Consider the following 16614-nt stretch of genomic DNA (forward strand, 5'->3'; position numbering starts at 1 on the left):
GCCGCCGATGCGCCATTCCCTGCTTCGTTCAGCCCTTGCCGTGGCCGTCGCCGTCGGCCTCGCCGACGCGAAAGCCGGCAGCTGGCCGCAGTTCGGCTACGACGCCGCGCACAGTGGCTTCAATACCGCCGAGACGGTGCTCGGTGCCGCCAACCTCGCCCAGCTCGGCCCGGTCTACGCCAAGGGTGCGACGCTGGCCTCGTCGGTCGACAGCGCGCCCGTGTACCAGTCCGGCGTCACGACCGCGAACGGCGTGAAGAACCTCTTGTTCCTGCTCAGCAAGAACGGCCGCCTGATGGCGATCGATGCAGCCGACGGCAGCGAAGTCTGGCACCAGTCCACGAGTGGTCCGCAGCCGACCACCGCTTCGCCCGCGATCGATCCGAACCTGCAGTACGTTTACAGCTACGGCGTCGACGGCAAGGCGCACAAGTACGCGATCGGCGACGGCACCGAGGTCACCGGCGGCGGCTGGCCGCAGACGATCACCCTGAAGACGAGCGTCGAGAAGGGTGCATCGGGACTGACGATCGCGAGCTCGGGCAACAGCCACTACCTCATCGTCGTCACCGACGGCTACATCGGCGACGGCGGCGACTACCAGGGCCATCTCGTCTCGATCGATCTCGCCAGCGGCACGCAGCACGTCTTCAACGTGATGTGCAGCGACAAGACGATCCACTTCGTGCTGGACGGCACGCCGGGAACCGACGACTGCGCGGGACGCCAGAGCGGCATCTGGGGCCGCGGCGGCGCGACCTGGTCGGCCGCGACCAACCGCGTCTACATCGCGACCGGCAACGGCACGTTCAACGCGAACACGGGCGGCTTCCACTGGGGTGACAGCGTGCTCGCGCTCGCGCCCGACGGCACCGGCGCGGGCAACGGCATGCCGCTCGACAGCTACACGCCGTCGAACTTCCAGAGCCTGCAGAACGGCGACACCGACCTCGGTTCGGTGTCGATGGCGATCCTGCCCGTGCCCGCGGGCAGCACGGTCGCGCACCTCGGCATGCAGGCGGGCAAGGACGGCAAGCTGCGCCTCATCGATCTCGACGACATGAGCGGCCAGGGCGGGCCCGCGCACGTCGGCGGCGAAATCCAGCTCATCGACGTGCCGCAGGGCGGCAGTGGTTTCCCCGGTGATCGCATGCGCGAGCAGCCCGCGGTCTGGGTCGATCCGGCCAACCACTCGACCTGGGTGTTCGCCGGCAACGGCAGCGGCCTGTCGGGCCTCGAGCTCGGCCTCGACGGCAGCAACCGTCCTGCGTTGACGATGCGCTGGAGCCGCGCGGGTTCATCCAATGCGTCGACCTCGCCGGTCGTCGCCAACGGCGTGCTCTACCACGCGGGGCCGTGTGCGGACGGCGGCATCTGCGTGACCGCGCACGACCCGCTGAGCGGCGACGTGCTGTGGAGTTCGCCGCACATCGGCAACGTGCACTGGCAAAGCCCGATCGTCGTCGACGGCGCGATCTATGTGACCGACAACAGCGCCAAGCTATGGAAGTTCGCGCTGCCGGCCGGCGACGTGATCTTCCGCAACGGTTTCGAGAACACCTCGAACCGAGGCTTGCATGCCCGCGCGCGCGTCGCCTCGCCGGCCGCGTTGGGCTAGGATGTTCGTTCCCTTGACGGTCCGCCGGCTGGAGAAGCTCATGCGCACGAAAGCCCTGTTCGTCGCCTGCTGCATGGTTTCACTGCCCGCCGCCGCCGCCGACTGGCTGCAATGGGGCTACGACCCCGCGCACTCCGGCAACAACCCCGACGAAGCGACGATCACGAGCAGCAACGTCGCGCAGCTAACGCGTCGCTTCGACGTGACGATGAACGCGCAGACCAATGCGGCACCGGTACTCGCGCGAACGGTCGCCACGCCCGGTGGCACCAGGGATCTCCTGTTCGTCACCGCGCAGAGCGGACGCACCACCGCCTACGATGCCGCCGACGGCGCGGTCGTATGGTCGATGACGACGAGCGGCACGTCGCCGACCGAGAGCTCGCCGGCGATCGATCCGGACCGCACGTTTGTGTATGCATACGGCGTCGACGGCATGGTGCACAAATACGGAATCGGGGACGGCGTCGAGGTGACGACGGGCGGGTGGCCGCAGGTCGCAACGCTCAAGCCGAGCGTCGAGAAAGGTGCGTCCGCGATCGCGTTCGCGCTCACCCGCGGCACGACGTGGCTTTACGTCGTCAACGACGGCTACATCGGCGATGGTGGCGACTACCAGGGCCACGTCACGGCGATCGACCTCGCCAGCAGCTCGCAGAACGTATTCAACACGCTCTGCAGCGACGTCGCGATCCACATGATCCTGAACGGCCAGAACGGCATCAACGACTGCAGCTCGCGTCGAAACGGCATCTGGGGCCGTTCCGGCGCCACCTATGATGCCGGGACAGACCGCATTTACATCACGACCGGCAACGGCCCGTTCAACGCGCATACCGGCGGCAAGAACTGGGGCGACAGCGTGCTCGCGCTGAATCCCGACGGCACGGGTGCCGGCGGCGGCATGCCGCTCGACAGCTACACGCCCACCGATTTCCAGCAGCTCGAGCAGAACGACGTCGACCTCGGCTCCGCGTCGCTGACGATCCTGCGCCCACCCGCTGGCAGCACCGTGCAGCACCTCGCCGTGCAAACAGGAAAGGATTCGCGCCTGCACCTCATCGATCTCGACGACATGAGCGGAACCGGCGCGCCGGGCGGCGTCGGCGGCGCCATCGACGTGATCGACGTGCCGATCAGCCAGTTCTGGATGAAGACGCAGACGACTTCGTGGATCGCGCCCGATGGGGCGAACTGGGTGTTCGTCGGCAACGGCAGCGGGCTGTCCGGCCTCAAGGTCACGCTGAATGCGACGACCAGCAAGCCGTACCTGCAGCCCACCTGGCAGACGAACGCGAATGCGACGTCGGCGATCGTGGCCAACGACGTGCTTTACCACATTGGCTCGTGCTCTGGCGGCACCTGCCTCTTCGCGCGCAATCCCCTGACCGGCGCCGTGCTGTGGACGTCTGCAACCATCGGCAGCGTCAAATGGCAGAGCCCGATCGTCGTCAACGGCGCGGTGTATGTCGCGAGTAACACGCGCCTGCAGCGCTTCGACCTCGGCAGCGCGCCGGCGACCCACGTGGTTACGCCCGCCTCGGGTGCACACGGCCGCATCGTGCCGGGCACGGCGCAGATCGTCGACCAGAACGCGACGGCACCGTTCACGCTCGTCCCCGACGTGGGCTATGCCATCAGCAGCGCCAGCGGCTGCAGCGGCGAACTCGAAGGCAATGTGTATCGAACGGGCCCGGTCAACGCCGACTGCACCGTCCAGGCGACGTTCGCTATCGTGCACACCGTGACACCGCAGGCCGGCGCGCACGGCCAGATCGCGCCGAGTACGCCACAGGGCGTCGCCGACGGCGCCACGACGAGCTTCATCGTGACACCGGATGCGCACTACATGATCGATGCCGTGACCGGTTGCGGCGGCGCGCTGGCCGGCAACATCTACACGACGGGAGCGATCACTGCGGACTGCACTGTCTCGGCGACGTTCGCGCCGATCACTCACGTCGTCTCGCTCGATGCGAACGCGGGCGGCAGCGTGAGCCCCGCGGGCGATCAGATCGTCGTCGACGGCGCGACCGTTGCGTTCACGATCACGCCCGATGCGAACATGGGCTTCACCGCGAGCGGATGCGGTGGCGCACTCGACGGCCCGGTATTCACGACGGCACCGGTCACCGCGGCGTGCACGGTCACAGTCATTTTCACCGCCGACGATCGCATCTTCACCGACGGCTTCGAGTCGCCCTGAAGCTCAACGCGGCCGCTTGAGGCGGATCAGCGCCGAGATGTCCTCGTCGCCATGGCCCTGTGCGAGCAGCACCGCGTAATCGGCGAGCGACTTCTCGATGACCGAGCGGTCGGTGCCCGCATCGAGCGCGAGCTGGCGCACGATCTTGAGATCCTTGTGCAGCAGCGCGAGCTTGAATCCGACCTTGAACTCGTCCTTCAGCATCGTCGCGCCGCGCTTGTCCAGGAACCAGTTGCCGGCCGCACCCGCGCCGAGCGTCGGCAGCAGGCGCTCGGGGTCGAGGCCTAGCCGCTCGGACAGCGCGAGTCCCTCGCACACCGCCTGCGCGATGCCGGCGACGAGCACCTGGTTCACCGCCTTGGTGTTCTGCCCCGCGCCGACGTCGCCCATGTGACTGATCTTCGCCGCGTAGCACGCGAGCACCGGCCGCACGCGCTCGAGCGCGGCCGCGTCGCCGCCGACCATCACCGACAGCCTGCCGTTCTTCGCACCTTCGACGCCGCCCGACACCGGTGCGTCGAGGAACGCACAATCGCGCGCGGCGAGGATCGCGTGCGCCTCCCTCGCGGTCACCGACGACACGGTCGAATGATCGACCACGACGGTGCCGGCCCGCGCGTGCGCGGCGATCGTGCGCGCGAGCTCGAGCACATCGGCGTCGGCCGGCACGCACAGCGCGATCACGTTGCACGCGCGCGCGAGTTCGGCGATCTCCTGCGGCGCCGTAGCGCCGTATTCCTGCGCCGCCCCGCGCGCCTTGTCGTGCGAGCGGTTCCACACCGCTGCAAGCAGCTCCGCACGCGCGAGGTGCCCTGCCATCGGCAGGCCCATCGCACCGAGGCCGACGAAGCCGGCCCTGATCTCGTTCATGGAATGCTTCTCCAACATGGAAAGCTCGATGATCGGGACGCGAAGGAGTTCCTTCGCGTCCTTCGTGTTTCAGGCCTTGTTGCTCACTCGGCGAGATACGTGTAGCCCGTGAGGCCGTGCTCGAGCGCCGCCTCGAGGCGCGCCGCCTCGTCGGAGCCGACCCCGGCCGCCGCGATCTTGTCGCGATAGGCGGCGCGCAGCGCGGCGAGGTCATAGCCGACGTAATCGAGCATGAGGTCGGTGGTGTCGCCGCGGCGACGGTGGCTGAACGCATAGCCGTCGCCGTCGAGCTTGACATTGACCGCGTCGGTGTCGCCGAACAGGTTGTGGATGTCGCCGAGTGTTTCCTGGTACGCGCCGACCATGAACAGGCCGAGGCGGTACGATTCGCCCTCGCGCGGCGCGTGCAGCGGCAGGCTCACGTCGACGCCGTCCGCCTCGACGTAGTGGTCGATGCGGCCGTCGGAATCGCAGGTGAGGTCGGCGATCACGCCGCGCCGCCCGGGCGCCTCGTCGAGGCGCGCGATCGGCACGATCGGGAACACCTGGTCGATTGCCCAGATGTCGGGCGCCGACTCGAACACGGAGAAGTTGACGAAGTACTTGTCGACGAGCAGCGCGTTGAGCTCGTCGAGCACCTGGCGGTGCGCGCGCTCGTCGGGCTTCAGGCGCTCGCGCACGGCGTTGATGATCGCGTAGTAGAGGTCGTCGAGCTGCGCACGCTGATCGAGCGAGAGCTGGCCGAGGCCGTACAGCGAATAGCCTTCGGCGAGCTGGTACTGCGCCTCGTGATAGAGCTCGGTCGGTGGCGTCTGGTCGATTTCGCCCGCGACTTCGCGCAGGCGGCGCAGCACGCTCGGCTCGTCCGCGCGCGCGGGCGTGATCGCGCCGCGCGGCGCCTCCTCGATCTCGCTGACGTTGACCACGAGCACGGCGTGATGCGCGGTCAGCGCGCGGCCGGATTCGGTCAGCACGTGCGGCGGCGCGAGGCCGTTGGCCCGGCACGCCTCGGCGAGCGCGCCGACGATCGCCGAGGCATATTCGTCGAGGCCGTAGTTGATCGAGCAGTCCGAACGCGAGCGCGTTCCCTCGTAGTCGACGCCGAGGCCGCCGCCGACGTCCATGTGGGTGATCGGCAGGCCCATGCGCGACAGCTCGACGAAGTAGCGCACCGCCTCGCGCATGCCGTTGGCGATGTCGCGCACGTTCGACATCTGCGAGCCCATGTGGAAGTGCAGCAGCTTGAGCGTGTGCGACAAGTTGGCCGCGGCGAGCTCGTCGAGCAGGGTCAGCAGCTGGCGCGGCGTGAGGCCGAACTTCGCCTTGTCGCCACCGGAGTTCTGCCACTTGCCCGCGCCGAGGCTCTTCAGGCGCATGCGCACGCCGAGCAGCGGCTCGACGCCGAGCGCGCGCGCTTCCTCGACCACGTAACGCAGCTCCGACGGCTTCTCGATCACGATGAAGATGTCGAGGCCGAGCCTGCGCCCGATCAGCGCGAGGCGGATGTACTCGCGATCCTTGTAGCCATTGCAGATGACGGTGCTGCCGCGGCGGGCGAGCGCGAGCACGGCCATGAGTTCCGGCTTGGATCCTGCCTCGAGGCCGAAGCCGGGCGAGGCGTTGCCGGCGAGTTCGCCGGCGACGTTGCGCTGCTGGTTCACCTTGATCGGGTAGATCAACGTGTAGCCGCCGCCGTAGTCCCAGTCGTCCATCGCCTTGGCGAACGCGCGTTGCAGGCGCGCGCGGCGGTCCTGCAGGATGTCGGCGAAGCGCACGAGCAGGGGCAGGCGCGCGCCCTGCGCGCAGGCGTCGTCGACGATCGCCGGCAGCGACAGCGCCGGGCCGTCGCCACGACGCGGGCGCACCAGCAGGTCGCCGTCGTCGCCGACGTCGAAATAGCCTTCGCTCCAGTGCGGCACCGCCCAGGTGTGGCGTGCCTCCTCGGCGGTCCAGCGCTGCTTGCTCAACTCGGTGCTCCATCCGCTCGGGCCAGCGGCATAGTGTAACGAGCCGTCGCGATCCGCGTATGTCGCCGCGGGCGGGACCGGCTACAATCGCGCCCCCCGGCGCCCGCCGGATCCGCCCTTTCCCCTTCCGCAGGAAGCACCATGTCCGCGCCCCAGCAGAACGCCACCGCCCAGAACTGGTTCACCGAGCAGCACGCGCGCTCCGGTTCGTCGTTCGGCCTGCGCATCAAGGAACGCCTGCACGCGGAGCAGACGCCGTACCAGTCGATCGAGATCTACGACACGACCGACTGGGGCAAGCTCATGGTCATCGACGGCTGCACGATGGTGTCCACGCGCGACAACTTCCTCTACCACGAGATGATGTCGCATCCGGCGCTGTTCACCCACGCGCGCGCCAAGCGCGTCGTCATCATCGGCGGCGGCGACTGCGGCACGCTGCGCGAAGTGCTGCGCCACGAGGAAGTCGAGCACGCGGTGCAGGTCGAGATCGACGAGCGCGTGACGCGCCTCGCCGAACAGTATTTCCCCGAGCTGTGCGAGTCCAACGCCGACCCGCGCGCGGAACTGCTGTTCATCGACGGCATCAAGTACATGGCCGAGCAGGAGCCGGAATCGATCGACGTCGTCATCGTCGACTCGACCGACCCGGTCGGCCCTGCCGAAGGCCTGTTCAACGCCGATTTCTACGCGAGCTGCCATCGCGCGCTGCGGCCGAGCGGCATCCTCGTGCAGCAGAGCGAATCGCCGCTCGTGCACCTCGATCTCATCAAGTCGATGCGCACGGCGATGCGCGTCGCGGACTTCCAGGCGGTGAAGACGCTGCTGTTCCCGCAGCCGCTCTACCCGACCGGCTGGTGGAGCTGCACGATGGCGCGCAAGGGTGCCGACCTCAGCGGCTTCCGCGAGCGCGGCGCGGCGACCAAGCAGTTCGCCACGCGCTACTACAACGTCGACATGCACAAGGCCGCGCTCGCGCTGCCGGAATTCATGCGCGAGGCGTTCGGCGAGTAGCACCACGCCGCACCCTTCGCCGGGAGTTCGAGCATGGTCATGCCGGACGCCATCGAACGCATCCTGTTCGAGATCGCGCGCACGCTCGATTTCTGCCGCAACGACCCGGCCTTTCCCGAGTGCGCCACGCACAAGAAGGACGCGACCGCGCAGATCGTAGCCCGATGCAGGGGCGGCCGGATCGAGATGGACCTGATCGAGTGGAAAGGCGGTCCGTTGAACGTCGTCGGCGGCGATTGGTACGAGATCCCTTCGCGGCTGCTCGACCTGGCCCGCCTGCTCGAACCGACGCGTGGGCCGGTGCGACGTTTCGCCGGGCGGTTCAGCCCGCGGAACGTGCTGACCCTGCACGCGAAGGGGGCCGGCGGCGTCCTCGGCGAGTGGTCGTTCGAACTCTCCGCGGAAGCGGCCGCGCAGGCGCGACGGGAGTCGCCCGGACTCGTCGCACTGGCCGACGACGTATCGGGCATCCCGGCCGGCATCGTCGAGGCGCTGCGCGATCTCAACGGATTCGTGCGCGATCGGCTCTTCCCGCTCCGGCCCCGCGCCGCCATTCCGGTCAGGTTCTGGCGCACGGCCGACCCGGCGGTGCTGTGGAGCGCCGCGCAGTACCTGTACGGCCATCTGCTCGCGCGCCACGATTACGACGCGTCGGCGCTGCCGCCGCTCCCTGACGGCTACACGACGATCTGCACGATCTTCCACGCATTCGACCAGATCGACGGCGAAGGGCTGGAAACCGCGATCGACAACCTCGGCCCCGACTATCGCGATGCGCTCGTCACGCGCCTGCGCCTGGTCGGACTCGACGCACTCGCCGATGCGTTCGCGCAGGCCTGGGCGACGCATCCGGCCGGCGCGAGCGCCGACGCCGCGGCGTTCGAGGCGATCGCCGGGCGCCTGCAATCGCAGATCGACGACGAGGCGACGCTGCAGGCGATCCATCGCCATGTCGCCGACCACGCCGGCGTGTTCGAATCGCATGGCTGAGGTCGCCCCGGCCGTTCGCGCGCCGCGGCCCGACGCGGCCCCGCCGCGCTCGTGCTGACGGCGGCCGGTCCGATGTCCGCGCTTTCCGCGTTCGGCCTCGTCCTCGCGATGCTCGCGGTCGGACGGCTGCTCGCCTGGCGGCGCATCGTCCCCGAGGCCGCGCCGGCCGCGCTCAACCTCGTCGTACTGTACGTGTGCCTGCCGGCCGCGGTGCTGCTGTACGCGCCGCGCCTCGCGTTCGAGCGCGAGTTGCTCGGCCTGATCGCGCTGCCGTGGCTGATCCTCGTCGCGAGCGCGGCCCTGACCCTGCTGTTCGCGCGCGTGCTGCGCTTCGACCGCGCCGCGACCGCGGCGCTGCTGCTGCTCGTCGCGCTCGGCAACACCTCGTTCCTCGGCTTCGCGCTGATCCCCGCGCTCGCCGGCTCCGACGCGCTGCGCTACGCGGTCGTCTACGACCAGTTCGGCAGCTTCCTGATCCTCTCGACGTTCGGCCTCGTCGTGCTCGGCCTGTACGGCGGCGAGCGGCCGACCTTGCGCTCGATCGCGCGCCGCATCGCCACCTTCCCACCGTTCATCGCGCTCGTCGTCGCGCTCGTGCTGATGCCGAAGGACTGCCCGGATGTCGTCGCGAAGCCGCTGCGGCTGCTCGCCGACAGCCTGCTGCCGCTCGTCGCGCTCGCCAGTGGCATGCAGCTGCGCCTGCGCATGCCGCGCCACTACCTCGGCGCATTCGCATACGGCCTCGTCGCGAAGCTGCTGCTGATGCCGCTGCTCGCGCTCGGCCTCTGCGCACTGCTCGGCCTCGACGGCGCGATGCGCGCCGCAGCCGTCTACGAAACCGCGATGCCGCCGATGATCACCGCGGGCGCGCTGCTGTCGCTCGCCGGCCTCGCGCCGGAACTCGCTGCGGCGCTGGTCGGCTTCGGCATCGTGCTGTCGATGGCGACGTTGCCGCTGTGGCATTTCGTGCTCGCGCACGCGGCATAGCGACGCGAACGGAGAACCCGATTCGCCGCCCGGAGACGGCACCCGCGCGCACCTACGCTTCTTTACATCCGCGCCGCGGGCCGCGGCGTATCCTCGGCGCTTTCCGGCCAGGGGAACCCTCATGCGTCGCATCGCCCTCGTGCTCGCCGTCGCCGCGTGCACTGCTGCTTCCGCCGCCCACGCCGGCGACCGCATCACCGGCGCGTCGTTCGCGACGCGCTCGGAGGTCATCGCCACGCACGGCATGGTCGCGACCTCGCATCCGCTCGCGACGCAGGTCGGCCTCGACGTGCTCAAGCAGGGCGGCACCGCGGTCGACGCGGCGATCGCCGCGAACGCCGCGCTCGGCCTCATGGAGCCGGTGTCGAACGGCGTCGGCGGCGACCTGTTCGCGATCATCTGGGATGCGAAGACGAAGAAGCTCTACGGTTACAACGGCTCGGGCCGCTCGCCGCAAGGCCTCACGTTGAAATGGTTCCGGGACCACGACTACAAGGCGATCCCGCCGCTCGGCCCGCTGCCGGTCAACGTGCCGGGCTGCGTCGACGCCTGGTTCGCGTTGCACGACCGCTTCGGCAAGCTGCCGATGAAGGACGTGCTCGCGCCCGCGATCGCCTATGCGCGCGACGGCTTCCCGTTGACCGAGCTCATCGCCTACTACTGGAACCTGTCGGTACCGCGCCTGGCCAGGTTCCCCGGCTTCACCGAGCAGTTCACGCACGGGGGCAAGGCGCCCGCGAAGGGCGAGATCTGGAAGAACCCGAACCTCGCGAACACGCTCGGGGCGATCGCCCGGGGTGGTCGCGATGCGTTCTACAAGGGCGCGATCGCGCACGTGATCGCCGACTACATGAAGGCGCAGGGCGGCTTCCTGTCCTACGACGACCTCGCCACGCACAAGGGCGAATGGGTCGAACCGATCTCGACCAACTATCGCGGCTACGACGTCTGGGAGCTGCCGCCGAACGGCCAGGGCCTCGCCGCGCTGCAGATGCTCAACATCCTCGAGGGCTACGACTTCTCGAAGATCCCGTTCGGCAGCACCGAGCACGTGCACCTGTTCGTCGAGGCGAAGAAGCTCGCGTTCGAGGACCGCGCGAAGTTCTACGCCGACCCCGACTTCGCCAAGGCGCCGATCGACTGGCTCGTGTCGAAGGAATACGCGGCCGAGCGACGCAAGTTGATCTCGCCGGACCGCGCGATGAAGGCGGCGGAGCCCGGCACGCACAAGCTCGACGGCGACACGATCTACATGACCACCGCGGACCGCTGGGGCAACATGGTCTCGCTGATCCAGTCGAACTACCGGGGCATGGGTTCGGGCATGTCGCCGCCCGGCCTCGGCTTCATCCTGCAGGACCGCGGCGAGCTGTTCGTGCTCAAGGAAGGCCATGCGAACACCTACGCGCCCGGCAAGCGCCCGTTCCACACGATCATCCCCGCGTTCATCACCAAGGACGGCGCGCCCTGGCTCAGCTTCGGCGTCATGGGCGGCGACATGCAGCCGCAGGGGCACGTCGAGATCGTGCAGAACCTCATCGACTTCCACATGAACCTGCAGGAAGCCGGCGACGCGCCGCGCATCCAGCACGAAGGTTCGACCTCCCCCGAGGGCCAGGCCGAGCCGATGCAGGACGGCGGCTTCGTCGACCTCGAATCGGGCTTTCCGTACGAAACCGTGCGCGGCCTCATGCAGAAGGGCCACAGCGTGCGCTTCGCCAACGGCCCCTATGGCGGCTACCAGGCGATCGGCTGGGACGCGAGGAACCACGTCTACATCGGGGCTTCCGAAGGCCGCAAGGACGGCCAGGCGGCCGGCTACTAGCGGCGGCTCATGGCGCCAGGGCAGGCCCCTTGGGCAGCGGCTCGTACCGCCGCCCAGGGGCCCGGTTTGGCCCTTGCCGGAGCGCGGTGTACCCTTCCCCGCACTTTGCGTACCGGCGGAGGCGTTCATGCTGAAGGTCCTGGTGGCGAGTTCGAAGGGTGGCGCGGGCAAGAGCACGCTGGCGACCAACCTGGCCGCGTACTACGCGGTCGACGGCAAGAACACCGTGCTGGTCGACGCCGACCGCCAGGGCTCGTCGCTGCGCTGGAGCGAGAAGCGCGCGGCACACCCGAACGCGGTGCTCGGCATTTCCGGGCTGCGCCGCGACTGGCACAAGCAGGTCCCCGAGGACGCGGCACGCGTCGTGATCGACAGCGCGGCGGGCATCCGCCCGGGCGAGGTCGGCGAGTGGCTCGACGACGTCGACGTCCTGCTCGTGCCGGTGCTGCCATCGGCGATCGACCTCGAGGCGACCCAGCCGTTCCTCGCCGAGGTCGGCGCGCTGCCGCGCGTGAAGAAGGGCAAGGTCGCGGTCGGCCTCGTCGCGAACCGGCTCAAGCCGTGGACGAATGCGTCGCAGCTCGCGGTCGAGGAGATCAAGGGCTTTCCGTTCCCGCTCGTCGCGGAACTGCGCGACACGCAGGGCTACGTGCTCGCCAATGCGCTCGGCAAGAGCATCTTCGACTACCACTCCGAGAGCGTGCGCTCGCACCAGGACGACTGGGCAAAGCTGCTGCGCTGGCTGAAGAAGCTCGCCTGACGGGCCCGGCCGCGCGACCGCGCGGCAGCGAAGCGACCCGGGCGGGCTTTGCACCTTCTTTGCAACGCGCCGGTCGGCGCGCGGGGGCGTCGTGCGTTGTGGGGAAGTGCGGCCGTCGTGGCCGCGGTGAAGAGTACCTCCCCATGCGAATCCCCACTCCCCTGCTGCTCGCCCTCGCGCTCGCCGCCGGTCCTGCCTGCGCCACCGAGGCGCCGGACGACGCCGGCTCGCACGCCGCTCGCCGCGCCGAGTTCGAGCAGCGCTTCCTCGACCAGGTCGACGCGGACCACGACGGCATGGTCAGCCGCGCCGAGTACCAGGCCTGGGTCGACCGCCGCTTCGCCAAGCTCGATGCCAACGGCGACGGCCGCGTCGACGCGGACGAGATTGCCGCGTCGCCGCAGGCCACGCGACGCGCGCACCGGCGTGCCGAGCGCCTCATCAAGCACTTCGACACGGACGGCTCGGGCAGCATCAGCAAGGCCGACTACGAAGCCCGGCAGATGGCGCGCTTCGATCGCCTGAGCGGCGGCTCCGACAGCGTCGACGCGCAGAAGCTGCTGCCCCGTCGCGGCGACTTCGGGCGCCGCCACGACGCCACCGCCATGCCGGACGACCAGGGCTGAGCGGGGCGTGCCCCGGTGGCCGGCCCGTTCCGCGCGGCCGGCCACCGCTTTTGCTTGACCGCCGCGGGCACGAATGCGGCATCATCGGGCACCGCACCTGCCGAGGCATTCACCGATGACGATGCGCGAGATCATCCTGCTGCGCCACGCGCACGCGGAAACGGCGGCGCCCGGCCAGGATGACGCCAGCCGTCCCCTGAGCGCGCAGGGAGAAGCCGAGGCCGATGACGCCGGCGCGTGGCTCAAGCAGCACGCCGCCGCGCCGGTGCGCGTGCTCTGCTCGCCCGCGGCGCGCACGCGCGCGACCTGCGAACGCGTGCTGGCTGCCCTCGGCTACGCCGACCTGCGCTTCGAGCCGCGCGTCTACGACGCGACGCCCGCGACGCTGATCCGCGTGCTCGAGGATCATGCCGATGCCGACACCGTGATGCTCGTCGGCCACAATCCCGGGCTCGAGACGCTGGTCGCCCTGCTCACCGAAGGCGCATCGGACTCGGGGCGCGGCATGCCGCCGGGCGCCGTCGCCTGGTTGGCCCTGCCGGCCGGATCGATCGAGCCGGGCACGGCGCGCGTACGCCACTTCTGGTGGCCCTGACACCCCGCGATGCACCGCGCCCGCGCCCTGCTCCTGCTCTGCGGCCTGCTCGGCGGTGCCGGACCCGCATTCGCGCGTGATGGCATGCCCGAGGGCGGGATCATCCGCCTCGACGCGCGACGCTCGGACGTCGGCTTCCGCGTCAAGGTGCTGTGGCTGCTCGGCGTGCGCGGGCACTTCGGCAGCGTCGACGGCACCGTGCGCCTCGATCCGTTCCGCAACGAACTGCGCGTCGACGCCCGCATCGACGTCGCCAGCGTGCGCATGAGCAGTGCGTCCTACGAGGAATGGGTCAAGTCGCCCGAGTTCTTCGACGCCGCGACGCATCCGCAGATCCTGTTCACCTCCGACGCATTCCCGCGCGCGCGCCTGCGCGCCGGCGGCGAGCTGCCGGGCCAGTTGACCGTGCGCGGCGTGCGCCAGCCGGTGCAGTTCGACCTCAAACCCGCCGAATGCGATCGTCCCGCCTACGACTGCCCGATCCGCGTCGCCGGTGCGATCCGCCGCTCGATGTTCGGCATGGGTTCGCACCGCGGCACGCTCGCCGACAAGGTCGAACTCGACTTCACGGTGTACGCGGTACCGCCGCAGCGTGACGCCGCGTCGGTGCCGACGCCCGGATGAACCAATCGCCGCTACGCCGCGCGCGTACCGCCACCTGGCTCGTGCTCGCCGCCTCGTTGCTGCTCGCCGGCTGCGGCCTGAACCGGCCGCTCGCCCGCCGCGCCGACGCGATCGTCGCGGCGACGCGGCCGCAGGCCGTCGACTGCACGCGCGAGGACCACTGCGCGATCGACTCGCCGTACCACGGGCTTGCCGCACGCGCGCGCGCCGACAGTCGCGAGGGTGCGCCGGTGCACTACGTCGACGTGCTCGAACGCGGCGAGGATTCACTGCTGCTGCGCGTGCACCTGATCCGCGCCGCCCGGCGCAGCATCGACATCCAGACGTTCATCTGGGCCGACGACGACGCCGGCTGGCTCGTCCTCGACGAACTCGCCGCCGCGGCGCGGCGCGGCGTGCGCGTGCGCGTGCTCGCCGACCAGCTGTTCTCGCTCGACGACGTCGAATGGCTCGCGCGCATCGCCCGCATGCATGCCAACTTCGAGTTCCGCCTGTACAACCCGACCTTCGCCGAAGCGGTCACGCAACCGCTCGAATTCGCCGCCGGCCTGCTCTGCTGCTTCTCGCGCTTCAACCAGCGCATGCACAACAAGCTGCTGCTCGTCGACGGCGAGATCGGCATCGCCGGCGGGCGCAACTACGAGAACCGCTATTTCGACTGGGACCAGGAGTTCGACTACCGCGACCGCGACATGCTCGTGCTCGGCCCCGCCGCAGGCGCGGAGATGCAGGCGTCGTTCGACCGCTTCTGGGCGCATCCTCGCGCGGTGCCGCTGACGCGCCTCAACGACGTCAATCGCCGCCTCGTCGCCGATGGCGACGCGCGCACGCCGCTGCAACCGCGCAGCAGCGTCGATCGCGACCGCATCGACTCGTTGCGCGCCCGCGCGAGCGACGCTGGCTACGTGCGCGCGCAGTTCGCCAGCCGTGCACTGCGCACCGGGCGCGTCGACTACTTCTCCGACGCGCCGGACAAGGCGGCGCGCCCCGACGACCCCGCCTTGCTCGAACTCACCACGCACATCAGCGGCCTGCTCCGCGGGGCGCAACATCGGATCGTGTTCGAGACGCCGTACCTCGTGCTGAGCCGGCGCGCGCGCGAGGTGTTCCAGGACCTGCACCGGCGCACGCCGCCGGTCGAGGTGCTCGTCTCGACCAATTCCCTCGCCGCGACCGACGCGTTCTACGTCTACGCGTTGTCGTACAAGTACAAGAAGCGTTACCTCAAGCGCTACGGCTTCGAGATCCACGAGTTCAAGCCGTTTCCCGAGGACGCAGCCGCGTTCGTCGCCGGCTACGACCGGCTCGTCGGCGGCGGCAATGCCGGGCGCTACGCCCGTTACGGGCGGGCGCCGCTGCTGCGCGGCGGCGTGCGCCTCGGCCTGCATGCGAAATCGCTCGTCATCGACGATCGCATCAGCCTGATCGGCTCGCACAATTTCGATCCGCGCTCGGACGACTACAACACCGAATCGGGCTTCATCATTTACGACGCTGCGGTCGCCGCGCGCGTGAGCGCCGCGATCGAGCGCGACGCGGCGCCGGGCAACGCCTGGACGATCGCCAAGCGGCGCCGCGGCGGACTGCTCGGCCGCCTCAACAACGCGATCGCCGACGTTTCGACGTCGCTGCCGCTGTTCGACCTGTGGCCGTTCCGCTATGCGACCAGCTTCGAACTCGCGCCCGGCTGCGCGCCGTCGCGACCGGGCACGCCCGGCTTCTACGACTGCCATGTCGACGTCGGCGACTTCCCCGAGGTCGACCTGCCGCTGAAGACGATCTACACGCGCATCGTCACGGCCTTCGGGGCGGGGCTCGTCGGCATCCTCTGACCGCCACGACGGGCTTGCAGGGTGCGCGAACCCGCAACGCCGGCGATTGACGCCCCCGGCCGGGCTGGCTAGTCTTCCCGTCCGCTTTTCCGTTGGAGCTGATCCATGTCGCTCGCCATCACCATCGAGCTCGGCGATGCCGACCTCCAGCACTTCATCGACGCCATGCAGCGCTCGCAGCAGGAGGCGAAAAACCTGTCCGCGCAGCAGGTCACCGACGCCGCCGCGCGCCTGCTCGCGGACGGCCATGCGAACAAGCTGCCGCAGTTCATCGCCGAGCGCCTGCAGAAGCTCGACAGCATGATCGCGATGGTGCACGACGAAGGCTTCGCGATGCCGGACGAAGACCGCCAGCGCGTGCTCGCCTGCCTCACCTACTTCGCGAACCCGCAGGACATCATCCCGGACAGCGTGCCGGTGCTCGGCTTCCTCGACGACGCGATCATGATCGAGCTGTGCGTGAAGGAACTGCAGCACGAGATCGAGGCGTACGAGGATTTCGTCGCCTACCGCAAGCAGGAAGCCGCGGCGCACGGCGTGGACCCGGCCTCGCTGAAGACGCAGCGCGTCGAGTGGGCCGAGGCGCGTCGCCTCGAACTGATCGACCGCATGCGCAAGCGTCGTGGCCAGAGCTACCAGAGCTCGGGCGGCTGGAGGCCGGTGCTGTTCTCGTTCCGCGGCTGAGGCGCTCCGCCGCAGC

14 protein-coding genes are annotated in these 16614 nt (G+C 69.5%); 12 read left to right on the top strand and 2 right to left on the bottom strand.

What is annotated here, in order from left to right; all coding sequences use genetic code 11:
- Positions 1-7 precede the first annotated feature (7 nt).
- Both EV148_RS02410 and EV148_RS02415 read left to right on the top strand, forming a co-directional pair.
- Positions 8-1618, top strand: coding sequence for an outer membrane protein assembly factor BamB family protein (locus EV148_RS02410; RefSeq protein ID WP_158287275.1), 1611 nt, complete (start codon positions 8-10; stop codon positions 1616-1618).
- Between the two features lie 40 nt (positions 1619-1658).
- The gene (locus EV148_RS02415) at positions 1659-3824 is read left to right on the top strand and encodes an outer membrane protein assembly factor BamB family protein (protein ID WP_158287276.1); all 2166 of its coding nucleotides are present in this window, start codon (positions 1659-1661) and stop codon (positions 3822-3824) included.
- Positions 3825-3827: 3 nt separating this feature from the next.
- Here the strand turns inward: EV148_RS02415 and EV148_RS02420 are convergent, their stop codons facing one another.
- Positions 3828-4694, bottom strand: coding sequence for an NAD(P)-dependent oxidoreductase (locus EV148_RS02420; RefSeq protein WP_131992892.1), 867 nt, complete (start codon positions 4692-4694; stop codon positions 3828-3830).
- An 83-nt stretch (positions 4695-4777) separates the two neighbouring features.
- Entirely contained in the window at positions 4778-6661 is a 1884-nt protein-coding gene (gene speA / locus EV148_RS02425; RefSeq protein WP_131992895.1) for a biosynthetic arginine decarboxylase, read from the bottom strand.
- 141 nt (positions 6662-6802) lie between these two features.
- Between speA and speE the strand changes: the two genes are divergently transcribed.
- From speE to EV148_RS02475, 10 genes are all read left to right on the top strand, one after another.
- Positions 6803-7675 (top strand): polyamine aminopropyltransferase, encoded by an 873-nt coding sequence (speE, locus tag EV148_RS02430; RefSeq protein ID WP_131992898.1) that lies wholly within the window; start codon positions 6803-6805, stop codon positions 7673-7675.
- Between the two features lie 39 nt (positions 7676-7714).
- Entirely contained in the window at positions 7715-8665 is a 951-nt protein-coding gene (locus EV148_RS02435; RefSeq protein WP_131992900.1) for a hypothetical protein, read from the top strand.
- A gap of 72 nt (positions 8666-8737) precedes the next feature.
- Positions 8738-9652: an AEC family transporter gene (locus EV148_RS02440; RefSeq protein ID WP_131992902.1), complete on the top strand. Its 915-nt coding sequence runs from the start codon at positions 8738-8740 to the stop codon at positions 9650-9652.
- Between the two features lie 121 nt (positions 9653-9773).
- Entirely contained in the window at positions 9774-11477 is a 1704-nt protein-coding gene (ggt, locus tag EV148_RS02445; RefSeq protein ID WP_131992904.1) for a gamma-glutamyltransferase, read from the top strand.
- 127 nt (positions 11478-11604) lie between these two features.
- On the top strand, positions 11605-12237 hold the full coding sequence (locus EV148_RS02450; RefSeq protein WP_131992906.1) for a ParA family protein: 633 nt from the start codon (positions 11605-11607) through the stop codon (positions 12235-12237).
- 143 nt (positions 12238-12380) lie between these two features.
- Entirely contained in the window at positions 12381-12863 is a 483-nt protein-coding gene (locus EV148_RS02455; RefSeq protein ID WP_131992909.1) for an EF-hand domain-containing protein, read from the top strand.
- 121 nt (positions 12864-12984) lie between these two features.
- Positions 12985-13458 carry a SixA phosphatase family protein gene (locus tag EV148_RS02460; protein WP_131992912.1) on the top strand — a complete coding sequence of 158 codons (474 nt, stop codon included), beginning with the start codon at positions 12985-12987 and terminating at the stop codon, positions 13456-13458.
- A 9-nt stretch (positions 13459-13467) separates the two neighbouring features.
- Positions 13468-14082, top strand: coding sequence for a YceI family protein (locus EV148_RS02465; RefSeq protein WP_131992915.1), 615 nt, complete (start codon positions 13468-13470; stop codon positions 14080-14082).
- On the top strand, positions 14079-15914 hold the full coding sequence (locus EV148_RS02470) for a phospholipase D family protein (RefSeq protein ID WP_131992918.1): 1836 nt from the start codon (positions 14079-14081) through the stop codon (positions 15912-15914). Before EV148_RS02465 ends, EV148_RS02470 begins: the two co-directional genes overlap by 4 nt.
- Before the next feature lie 105 nt (positions 15915-16019).
- Positions 16020-16598: a YkvA family protein gene (locus EV148_RS02475; protein ID WP_131992921.1), complete on the top strand. Its 579-nt coding sequence runs from the start codon at positions 16020-16022 to the stop codon at positions 16596-16598.
- The last annotated feature ends 16 nt before the right edge of the window (positions 16599-16614 follow it).

The organism is Dokdonella fugitiva, from assembly GCF_004342425.1.
GTDB classification, from domain to species: Bacteria; Pseudomonadota; Gammaproteobacteria; order Xanthomonadales; family Rhodanobacteraceae; genus Dokdonella_A; species Dokdonella_A fugitiva.

Coding starts and splice junctions, on each gene's coding strand:
- EV148_RS02410 (WP_158287275.1), top strand. CDS start 8: ATGCGCCATTCCCTGCTTCGTTCAGCCCTTGCCGTGGCCGTCGCCGTC.
- ggt (WP_131992904.1), top strand. CDS start 9,774: ATGCGTCGCATCGCCCTCGTGCTCGCCGTCGCCGCGTGCACTGCTGCT.
- EV148_RS02465 (WP_131992915.1), top strand. CDS start 13,468: ATGCACCGCGCCCGCGCCCTGCTCCTGCTCTGCGGCCTGCTCGGCGGT.
- EV148_RS02440 (WP_131992902.1), top strand. CDS start 8,738: ATGTCCGCGCTTTCCGCGTTCGGCCTCGTCCTCGCGATGCTCGCGGTC.
- EV148_RS02450 (WP_131992906.1), top strand. CDS start 11,605: ATGCTGAAGGTCCTGGTGGCGAGTTCGAAGGGTGGCGCGGGCAAGAGC.
- speE (WP_131992898.1), top strand. CDS start 6,803: ATGTCCGCGCCCCAGCAGAACGCCACCGCCCAGAACTGGTTCACCGAG.
- EV148_RS02435 (WP_131992900.1), top strand. CDS start 7,715: ATGCCGGACGCCATCGAACGCATCCTGTTCGAGATCGCGCGCACGCTC.
- EV148_RS02415 (WP_158287276.1), top strand. CDS start 1,659: ATGCGCACGAAAGCCCTGTTCGTCGCCTGCTGCATGGTTTCACTGCCC.
- EV148_RS02420 (WP_131992892.1), bottom strand. CDS start 4,694: ATGAACGAGATCAGGGCCGGCTTCGTCGGCCTCGGTGCGATGGGCCTG.
- EV148_RS02475 (WP_131992921.1), top strand. CDS start 16,020: ATGTCGCTCGCCATCACCATCGAGCTCGGCGATGCCGACCTCCAGCAC.
- EV148_RS02455 (WP_131992909.1), top strand. CDS start 12,381: ATGCGAATCCCCACTCCCCTGCTGCTCGCCCTCGCGCTCGCCGCCGGT.
- EV148_RS02460 (WP_131992912.1), top strand. CDS start 12,985: ATGCGCGAGATCATCCTGCTGCGCCACGCGCACGCGGAAACGGCGGCG.
- EV148_RS02470 (WP_131992918.1), top strand. CDS start 14,079: ATGAACCAATCGCCGCTACGCCGCGCGCGTACCGCCACCTGGCTCGTG.